At 62.8% G+C, this 9,750-nt stretch carries 8 protein-coding genes; all 8 read right to left on the bottom strand.

The features are described from left to right. A partial coding sequence (locus tag VGY55_17565) for an ABC transporter transmembrane domain-containing protein (GenBank protein HEV2971786.1) occupies window positions 1-584 on the bottom strand: 584 nt, incomplete at its 3' end. Between the two features lie 6 nt (window positions 585-590). Beyond that, the gene (locus VGY55_17560) at window positions 591-2,429 is read right to left on the bottom strand and encodes an ABC transporter ATP-binding protein (GenBank protein ID HEV2971785.1); all 1,839 of its coding nucleotides are present in this window, start codon (window positions 2,427-2,429) and stop codon (window positions 591-593) included. 247 nt (window positions 2,430-2,676) lie between these two features. Continuing rightward, entirely contained in the window at window positions 2,677-3,186 is a 510-nt protein-coding gene (locus VGY55_17555) for a hypothetical protein (GenBank protein HEV2971784.1), read from the bottom strand. 203 nt (window positions 3,187-3,389) lie between these two features. Next, on the bottom strand, window positions 3,390-6,881 hold the full coding sequence (locus tag VGY55_17550; protein ID HEV2971783.1) for an aminotransferase class I/II-fold pyridoxal phosphate-dependent enzyme: 3,492 nt from the start codon (window positions 6,879-6,881) through the stop codon (window positions 3,390-3,392). 306 nt (window positions 6,882-7,187) lie between these two features. After that, the gene (locus VGY55_17545; protein HEV2971782.1) at window positions 7,188-7,346 is read right to left on the bottom strand and encodes a hypothetical protein; all 159 of its coding nucleotides are present in this window, start codon (window positions 7,344-7,346) and stop codon (window positions 7,188-7,190) included. Between the two features lie 78 nt (window positions 7,347-7,424). Then, the gene (locus VGY55_17540) at window positions 7,425-7,652 is read right to left on the bottom strand and encodes a hypothetical protein (protein ID HEV2971781.1); all 228 of its coding nucleotides are present in this window, start codon (window positions 7,650-7,652) and stop codon (window positions 7,425-7,427) included. A 236-nt stretch (window positions 7,653-7,888) separates the two neighbouring features. Further along, on the bottom strand, window positions 7,889-8,806 hold the full coding sequence (rsmA, locus tag VGY55_17535) for a 16S rRNA (adenine(1518)-N(6)/adenine(1519)-N(6))-dimethyltransferase RsmA (protein ID HEV2971780.1): 918 nt from the start codon (window positions 8,804-8,806) through the stop codon (window positions 7,889-7,891). A gap of 90 nt (window positions 8,807-8,896) precedes the next feature. After that, the coding region (locus VGY55_17530) for a hypothetical protein (GenBank protein ID HEV2971779.1) at window positions 8,897-9,750 on the bottom strand (854 nt) is incomplete at its 5' end.

The following is a 9,750-nucleotide window of genomic DNA, read 5'->3' as shown; positions in this document are numbered from 1 at the left end:
GGCGAGAATGTCGCTAGCGCCAGCCGCGGATGCCATGCCAGCAGAATCGCAGCCAGCCCGAAAAGGTAAAAGAAGTCGTTCAGGATCGCCGCCACGCCGGATGCAAATAAATCGTTCAGCGCGTCCACGTCCGTTGTCGCGCGCGTCACCAGCCGCCCCACTGGATTCCGGTCGAAGAAGCTCATCGGCAGCACTTGCAGCCTCGCGAAGATTTCATTGCGCAGGTCGAAAACCACCGACTCGCCGAGTTCCAGCGCCAGCCGCTGGCGGAAGTGCATCACGACCTGCGTTGAGACGGCCAAAACCAAGAACGCGAGCACTCCGATCGCGACGCCGTGCCCGTCGCCTCCGGCAATCGGCCCGCGAATGATCGCGGCGACGAGCCAGGTGAGCGCCGGCATTTGGATCGACCGAAGAATGACCATCACGAATAGCCAATTCCGCTTGCTCGCGTAGGGCCGGGTGTACGAGAAGAGTCGCACGATCAGCCCGATGTCGAGCGGCCGCTCGTCCGGTTCATGCTCCTCGTGCCGGTCGAGCCGAGTCAGCGTGCGATCGAGTTTGAAAGTGGATGCGGTGGACATGTGTTCTCAAGCGGCGGGAACAGCCCAGGCGGCATCGGCCTGAATCCGCGCGCTAGCCAGGTAGTGCCCTTCTTGGTGCATGAGCTGATCGTGTGTGCCGCGTTCGACGATCCGGCCTTCTTCGAGCACGATCACCAGATCGGCCCGGCGGAGCGTGCTCAGGCGATGGGCGATGACGAAGGTGGTTCGCCCGCGCATAGCGCTTTCCATCGCCCCGAGGATTTCGTGTTCGGTCCCCGGATCGATCGAAGCCAAGGCGTCGTCGAGGATCAGGATCGGCGGCTCGAGCAGGATCGCTCGGGCGATCGCCAGCCTTTGCCGCTGCCCGCCGGAGAGGCTTGCGCCGTATTCGCCGATCACGGTGTCGTAGCCGTTGGGCAATTCGCAGATGAATTCGTGGGCCGAGGCGATCTTGGCCGCCCGCTCGACTTGCTCGCGGGTCGCCTCGGGATGGCCAAACGCGATGTTCGCCGCGACGGTGTTGCTAAAGAGAAAGCTCTCTTGAAACACCAGCCCGACGCTCCGTCTGAGCGTGTCGAGATCGAGCTGGCGGACGTCGACGCCGTCGATCAGCACTTGTCCTGCGGTCGGATCGTAGAACCGCGGAATCAGGCTCAACAGCGTGCTCTTGCCGGCCCCCGTAGCGCCGACAATCGCCACGCATTGCCCCGGTCGGGCTTCGAGATCGATCCCTTCCAGAACCGGCAGCCCGCGGCGATAGCCGAACGCGACTCGCTCGAACCGCACGTCGCCGCGAATTCTCGACGGGCGGACCGGGCGCGCGGCATTCTCCACCTCCAGCGGCGCGTCGAGGACCTCGAACACGCGCTCGGCGCCGGTCAAACACGTCTGGATGCTGTCGGCAATGTTGGCCACTTGCCCGACCTGATTGGCGAACTGCTGCAATAGATTGGCGAAGACGAACATCCCGGCCCCCAGCGGCAGCTCGCCGCGGATCACCAGATAGCCGCCGTAGCCGAGCAGCACGACCATATTGATCTGCGTCAGAAAGCCGATCGCCGGCTGGAACAGGCTCGTTCGCCTGAAGATCCAGTTCTTTTGGTCCTTCGTGGCCCGGTTCGCGGCCGTGAACTTCTCGATTTCTTCCTTCTGTCTGCCGAACCCCTTGACGACGTGAACGCCTTGGATGTTTTCCGTGAGCGTGAGCACGAGATGATCGATCAGCTTGCTGTTGCGGGCATAGGCCGGCTTGACGACGGCGGAAAACATCGCCGCCCCGAGCCAGAGCAGCGGCGTCGTGGCGAGGCAGGCCAGCGTGAGCCAGACGTGCAGCGAGAACATGTACGCCAGAAACACACCGAGCGACAGCACCACCGTGAGCACTTGAATCACGACGCCATCGACGAACATCCGCACCGCTTGCACGTCGCCCGCGACGCGGTTGATGATCGAGCCGCTTTGGTTGGCGTCGAAGAAGCGGAAGCTCAATCGCTGGAGCTTGTCGTAAACTGCCGACCGCAGATCGACAACGATCCGCAGCACGAGATTCGACGTGGCGACCGCCGCGCGGTAACGCACCAGCGCGTGAGCCAGGGCCGAACCGAGCACGATCCCCGCGATCAGGCCGACAATCGCCAGCGGCGGCCAATTGGCCGGCGGCGTCCAGCCGAAGGGCCAATGCGGCGGGCCGCTCGCCGGATCGACCCGCGAGCGAATGAAGTCGATCCCGAGCCCAGTCAACCCAAGCTGCCCCAGCGCAAGCGCGACCAGCGCCACCTGCTGGGCCAGCACATGAACGCACCCCAAGCGATGCCGCCAGGCCAAGCCGAGAAGGCGGCGGATGAGACACAAGTTCGACGGTTGGTTTCCGGCGGGAGGAATCAAGGGGTGAGCGTCGTAAGGCGGGCTTAAAAGGCTGTTTCGCAACGAGAAACCAGCCGCGATGCAGTCGAGACAACCGAACCGGTCACTCGGTTCGGCCGCCCGGAGCTTTGCGAACCGTAACAAACTTTTTCTGGCGGGAAAATGCCAATCGCTGGGGGAATCCAAGCGGTGGATATCAATCCACTCCGTTCCGCTCACGTATGCAGGTGGCGAGCCGGGCGGCGTCAGCCCCCGGAGCGCTGGAACCTCAATCCACTCCGTTCCGCCCGCGAATGCGTAGCAGCTTGAGCATGCGCTGATGGAGCGCTTGCCATTGCTCTTCGGGTGGAGTGATCGCCAGATCGTCTGGGAACTCAGCCGGCCGACCTTCGGCATCGACTTGCACGAATCCAAACAGGCCGTCCATCCAGGGGCTCCTTTGGCCCGGCAGCGGCGAGCTAATCAGCCCGGCCACAAGATAGGCCCGCGTAAGGTGCAACACCGTGCCGCGGACCTCGATCATCGAGCCGACAGGGACGGGACGATAGCATTCGAGGCTCAGCACGCGGCGCAGCAGCAAGTTCGCCGTGTTCCCGACGGAGCAGAACGCCGTGTTGTAAGCCGCCTCCAGCGCCATTCGCATCAGCGAGCCGGCATAGAGGGTGCCGTGGTGATTGGCGTCGGACGGTAGGATTAGCCGGTGGGTGAGCGTGAAGTTCGACACACGAGAAGGGTGCTCTTCGGAGATCGGCGCCGGAATGGGATTGTTTGGAGTCATCGCACCGTTAGTTTAACCAGGAGCCTACGGCGACGGCAAACGCGATCGCGCCGGACCGTCGCTGTTGGCATCCCGGGTCGTTGAGCTTCAAATCTTTGACGGGTGCCATGGCCACTGCTCTGAGTGGCCATGTGCAACACGGCCCATGCCCACGCCGAGCCGTGGGCATGGCACCCAAGCTTGGATTCGTCAATCGAACCTGGCTACGGTCTCCGCGTAGCCGAGCCGGCGCTGCGCTGCCCGTTGGCCGCCGTTGCCCGCGGCTGGCGCAGGTAAGCCGGATCGATTTTGGCTAGTTCTTCGGCCACGGCCGCGACGGTCTCGCGAATTTGTTGCTCGGTGTGCAAAGCGGTGATGAAGAACCGCAGCCGCGCCGCGCTTTCCTCGACCGCCGGATAGAGGATCGGCTGCACGTTGATCCCGCGGGCAAACAGCTCCTGCGAAAGCTGCAGGCTGTGCAGCGAGTTGCCCAAGATCACCGGCACGACGGCCGAGTCCTTGCTCATGCCCGTGTTCAGCCCCTGCTCTTGGGCGAGCGTCAGGAACAGCCGCGAGTTTTCCGCCAGCCGGGCGACTCGCTCCGGCTCCTCTTCCAAGAGCCGCAACGAAGCTAATGCCGCGGCTGCGTTCGAGGGGGATATGCCGACGCTGTACACGAAACCCGGCGAGGTGTACTTGAGATACTCGATGAGCGGCTTGTTGCCCGCGATGTATCCACCGCAACTTCCGAACGCTTTGCTGAGCGTTCCCATCCAGAGATCGACGTCGGCCGGATCGACTTCGAAGTGCTCGCCGATCCCGCGGCCGTGCGGTCCCATCACGCCGGCCGAATGCGCCTCATCGACCATCAAGAAGGTTTTGTGCCGCCGCTTGACTTCGATGAATCGGGGCAGATCGGGATAGTCGCCGTCCATGCTGTAAACACCTTCGATCGCCACGAGCACGCGCCGATACTCGCTGCGCAGCTCGGTGAGAAGCTGATCGAGGGCTTGCCAATCGTTATGCGGGAACGGCCGCCGCCGCGCGCCGCTCAGGAGGCAGCCCTGGACGATGCTGTTGTGGGCCAAGGCGTCATGCAGGACCAAGTCGCCCGGTCCAAAAAGATGGCCGATCGTAGTTTCATTCGTCGAATGGCCGCCGACATACACGATGGCATCCTGGGTGCCGACGAAGCCGGCGATGGCCCGCTCCAGTTCACGGTGCACGACCTTTTCGCCGGAGACAAGCCGGCTGGCGGAAACGCTCGTGCCGTAGCGATCGATGGCCTCTTTCGCGGCCGCCGAGATCACCGGATCGCCCGACATGCCGAGGTAGTTGTAGCTCGAGAAGTTGATCAATTCGCGGCCGGCGATTTGCGTCGTGTCGTTGGTCACGCGCTCATGCGGCCGGAAATATGGATTCGCCAGCCCGGTGCTCTGGATCGCCTGCATCGTTTGACGCAGCGCCAGGTATTCCGGATACAACTCGAAGCGATAGTTTTCCGGAGGAATGCCTTCGGCCGAAGTCCGCGCGGAACGTTTCTTCGGCGTCTTGCCGAGATAAGCTTCGACGGCCTCGACCACCTCGCGACAAGTCTCCATTTGCGGTAGGACTTGCTCGGGGAATCGGCCGCCGAACGTGTCTTCGAGCGCCGCGATGATCTCCATCCGCTCGAGAGAATCTAGCCCGAGTTCGACGATATTAGTGTCGAGAGTCAGATCGGTGGCCCGCTCCTTTGCGATCCGCCGAACCTCTTCGAAGACGATTTTCGCCGTGGACACCGAATCAGCCGCTTCGCGGTCTGCCTTTTCGCGGCGATCGCGGCCGACGACGCCGGCGGATTGGCCGTTGGCGCCGGCATGGGCCTCGCGTCCGGCGCCGGGCCGGGCGGCTCGCCTGTCCTTGCGCCGCTCGGCGGCGGATTTGTCGGCCGCGTCCCAAGCGCGCCACTGATCGAGGACTTCCAGCGTGCCGTCGATGAACCCGCTGCGGCAAGCGTGCCGTTGAATCTTCCCACTGGAGGTCTTGGGGATTCTGCCGGCCTTGATCAGCGCGATCGCCTCGACGGGCAGTTCGTGCTCGGCGGCCACCAGACGGCGAACGCTCGCATAAACCTCGTCGAGCGCCTCGACGTCGCGCTGCCGGCCGCGCTCCAATTCGTTGACGATCACCAGCCGCTCGCGGCCATCGATCTCGACGGTAAACGCGGCGCCCGCCGCGTGACGCAGATTCTCGTGGCTCCGCTGGGCGGTCGCTTCGATGTCCTGCGGGTAATGGTTCAACCCGCGAATAATGATCAGGTCCTTTAGCCGGCCGGTGACGAACAACTCCCCATCTTGCATGAAGCCCAAATCGCCGGTACGGAGATACGGCCCGGCGCCGTCGCTCAAGTGGGCATGGAAGGTGTGGGCCGTTTCGTCGGGCCGCCTCCAATATCCTTGCGCCACGCTCGGCCCAGCGACCCAAATCTCACCGACTTCGTCCGGAGCGCAACGCGTGAGCGTATGGGGATTGACGATCAGAATCTGCTGATCCAAGAGCGTGCCGCCGCAGCCGACCAAAGCCCGCGCGCCTTCTTCATCCGGCAGCGCATCGACGACTTGATTGTTCTCGAGCGATTCGGCATCGAACGTGCGAATCACCGGCGGGGCGGCCTTGAATCCGCCGGAGACGATCAAAGTCGCCTCGGCCATGCCGTAGCACGGGTAAAACGCCTCGCGCCGGAAACCGCAGGGAGCAAATGCCTCGACGAAGGCGTCGATCGTCTCCTCGCGCACCGGTTCGGCCCCGTTGAAAGCGAGGCACCAGTTCGAAAGGTCGAGCGTTTCCTTTTGCTCGGGTGTAATCTTGCGGACGCAGAGATCGAAGGCGAAATTCGGCCCGCCGCTGATGGTCGCCTTGTATCGCGAAATCGCCTGGAGCCAACGAAACGGCTTCTGCAAAAACGCGACCGGCGACATCAGCAGATCCCATTGGCCGATGTAAAGCGGCTGCAAAATGCCGCCGACCAGGCCCATGTCGTGATAGCTGGGGAGCCAGAACATCCCGCGATCCGACCGAGTGTGCTCGAACGCATAGGCGATCAAGGCCGAGTTGTGCATCAGGTTGGCGTGATTGAGCACGACCCCTTTGGGTGTGCCCGTCGAGCCGGAAGTGTATTGCAGGAAGGCGAGAGTGTCGCCGTAGACGTCCGGATGCTGCCAGTCGTGCTCCAGCCCCTTGTCCATTTCATCGGTGGCCCGCCAACGCAGCGTCTTGAGGTTCGGTGTTTGATCCAACAACGGCTGGACCCGTTCGAGAACGGCCTGCGTGGTGAGGGCGACTTTGGCCTCAGCATCGTCGGCAATCACTTGCACTCTCGAGAGCGAACGGTTCTGCCGCGGTGGATATGCCGGCACCGCGACAACACCCGCATACAAGCAGCCGAAGAACGCCGCGACAAAGTCCAATCCGGCCGGATAAAGAAGCAGCGCCCGTTCCCCGACCAACGATTGCGTTTGCAGCCAGGCCCCGATGGCTCGAGCCCGCCGGTCCAGGTCTTCGTAGGTCCAGTGGATTTCTTCCGATTCGCCGTCGACGAGGTAGCTGAAGGCCCAATCGTGCGCCTGATGGGCGGCGCGATGCCGCAGCAGGTCAACCAAATTGGACGGGCCAAAAAACGAACCGGGTAAATGGTCGAGATGCACGTCTTTGTCCCTCAGAAAACCGGTGCCCAAGAGGATGCCAGCGTCGGATGAAAATCGGACCTTTGGATCGAGTCCGCGGGCCGGGCATGGTGTACGGGCAAACGTGAGTTCTCGTCGAGCGGCGTCATTTGCCCTGACAGCTTACCACGGTGCGGCCGCTGTTACAAACCGCCGGATTCCCGCCGGCTTGATCCCGTCCGCTGCCGCCAAATCTCAAAAGCTGAACAAATTGGGCATCCCTGCCGCCACACTTCCCTGATCCTTGCTCATCGGAAGATCGGTAGGAGGCTGGAGAATGTTGAACGGGCGGAGCGCAAGTAGCATTGTCGGAATAGTTTAAGGCGGGTCGTAACGATTGATCGGCTGGCGGAAGCAGTGCCGCGCGCTAACCGATAGCGCTGCCGGCCGGGCCAGTTGCGGGATCAGCTCGGGCGGAATCTGCGCGTTCACGTCGCCTGGCAGCATCCCGAGGCCTTCAGCAGGGTGCTCAGCCATGTCGGTAGCTTCACGAACTTCCGCGGCGGGCATGTCTATCCAGCGCTAATCGAGAACCCAAAATCCAAAATCGAATCCTCAGGCCCACTCTCGCCCCGTAGCCTTCCGGATGCGGTGATCGAAATCGCCGAGCAGGCCGCCGATCACGTCCCAACGGTCGCGGCGGCGGACTTCGATGTCGCCTTGCAGATTGATGCGCACCAGGCACCGCTCGGTCAACCCGGCGGCTTGTAATTGCTGCGGAGTGACCTCGTCGGGATTCAGAATCTCCATCAATTCCCCACCCGACATTTCGATGAACTTCATAAACAGATGCTCCCTGCGACGCACTCGTCAATACGCTGCCGCCTCCGTCCTCCCACGTTAGTCGGCAGGCGCAGCGCGCACAAGGGCGGCGGCGGCAAAAATCGCGTTCGTGTTTTCGAGCGACTAACAAATCCAGCGGGGGCTGTCCCCCTTTTGCGAGGCGGGCACCATCGCAGCGATGGTCGGCAGCAAAACGGGGACTGTCCCCTTCTCCAAACCGGATTTGTTAGGCGCTCTTAAGGGCGAGTCGCGTCGCGTGCCAAAAGCTGGTGCACGGCTTCCGCCAACCGGAGGACCGTCGCAACATCAAGCTCTTCGGCGCGAGTCGAGGTCGCAAGATCGTGCCGAGCGAGCAGGGCATCGACGTCCGATTTTTCCAGCCGCCCTTTATAGACGCTCGGCAACACACTCCGCAAAAACTTTCGCCGATGCCGAAACAGCCCGCGCGCGAATGAGTGAAAGAAGGCTCGATCGTCGATCCTCCCGCGCAGCTCCGGATCCAACCGAATTTGCACGATCGCGGAGGTGACTTTCGGTCGCGGCCAGAAGGCCTGTGGCGGAATCAACCGCACCAGTTCGGCTTGGCATTGGCTCTGGACCCAGATGCTCAGCGCCCCGTAATCCTTCGTCGAGGGCTTGGCGACGATCCGCTCGGCCAGCTCCTTTTGGATTGTGATGGTCATCTCGACCGGCGGCCGATCGAGGTCGAGTAAATTAGAAATCACCGGCGTGGCGACGCTGAATGGCAGGTTCGCCACCAGCTTGAATTGCCGCTGGTGCGCTTCCGCCAGCTTCGCATTCAATGCCTCGAGCACCAGCGGATCGAGGGTATTCTTGTTCGCAAGCGCATCTTGCTGGAGCATGATCACGTTGTCGAAGTCGATCAATTCCTCGTAAGCCAACTGATGCAGCCGCGGATCGATTTCTACCGTGACGACCGCGGCGGCGTGCCGCGCGATCATTTCCGTGAGCGCGCCGGTGCCGGTGCCGACTTCGAGCACGACATCGTTCGGCCCGACGTTCGCTTTCTCGGCCAGCAGGCCAAGTAGATTCAGGTCGATAAGAAAGTTTTGCCCGTGGCGCGCTTGCAACGTCATGCCCACTTCGGCGAAGCGCTGCTTGAGATACGAAACGGTTTGCCGACGAGACGTCACTCAATCACGCGCCTTTCCGCGAAGCTCAGATTTGGAATTCGGAACGAGAAGTATAAAGTGCGAAGAACGAAATGCGATAGGAGCAATGGTTTAGCCGTGATTGAATGGGAGTGCTGCCGGTCGCGGAGCGCGGCGCGTGGCGATGACGGCGACCCGGCCAGCCAGTGGAGTGACGAGCAGGGTTGCGGAAGCGTCTCCGGCGACGTGCAGTTGGCGGCGGAGGTGGGCCGGATCGAGATCGACGCCGCGCTTCTTGATTTCGAGCCTCCCGATGCCGCGCTCGCGCAGCCAATTCTTGAGCGTCTTGATTCGCAGCGGCAACTGGTCGAGGACTTCAAAGCACGCCAGGGCCGCGTCGTCGAGCGGCGCGTCGCCTGTGAGATAGGCGATGCCGGGCGTGACGGCTGCAAGACCATGCTCGGCGGCCAGCGCGCCCGTAAGCTTCGCGGCCAGCACCGCGGAATCCGGCTCGAATAGAAATCGGCCGACGCCGGTCGCAGGTGGTATCGGAGCGTTCGGCTCGCCGCGGATCGTGCGCCGCACCGCGCCGTCCTCGTCGAGCATCGTCGCACGGCGTCTGCCGGCGTTGGCGGCCAAATCGCCGAACCAGGCCACCAGTTGCCGGCACTCGCGCTTGCGACTGATCCATTCCAACTCGGCGCGGCGGCCCCAACCGTCGGGCAATTCGGCGACGGGGGCCAGCTTGATCGCGGCGTTCGGGCAGATAGCCAAGAGCCGCTCGACGACTTCGGGCGGTGGATCGTGGGCGACAACGCGGGTCGTCCGCCTGCCTGCCGGTCGGCGATCCGGATCGAGATGCCAAGCCGCGCACGGGCCAAGATCGAATTGCCCCGCGTCACACGTTCGAACTTCGGACTGGTGTAGCTGGCTTCCAGCATTTTGCCAGACCGCGAGGTTCGCTTCGGCAAAAATCGTTGTAATGA

It is taken from the genome of Pirellulales bacterium (assembly GCA_035939775.1).
Taxonomy (GTDB): domain Bacteria; phylum Planctomycetota; class Planctomycetia; order Pirellulales; family DATAWG01; genus DASZFO01.
Note: the sequence above shows the minus strand (reverse complement) of the source record. Positions and strands in the feature narration are given on the sequence as shown.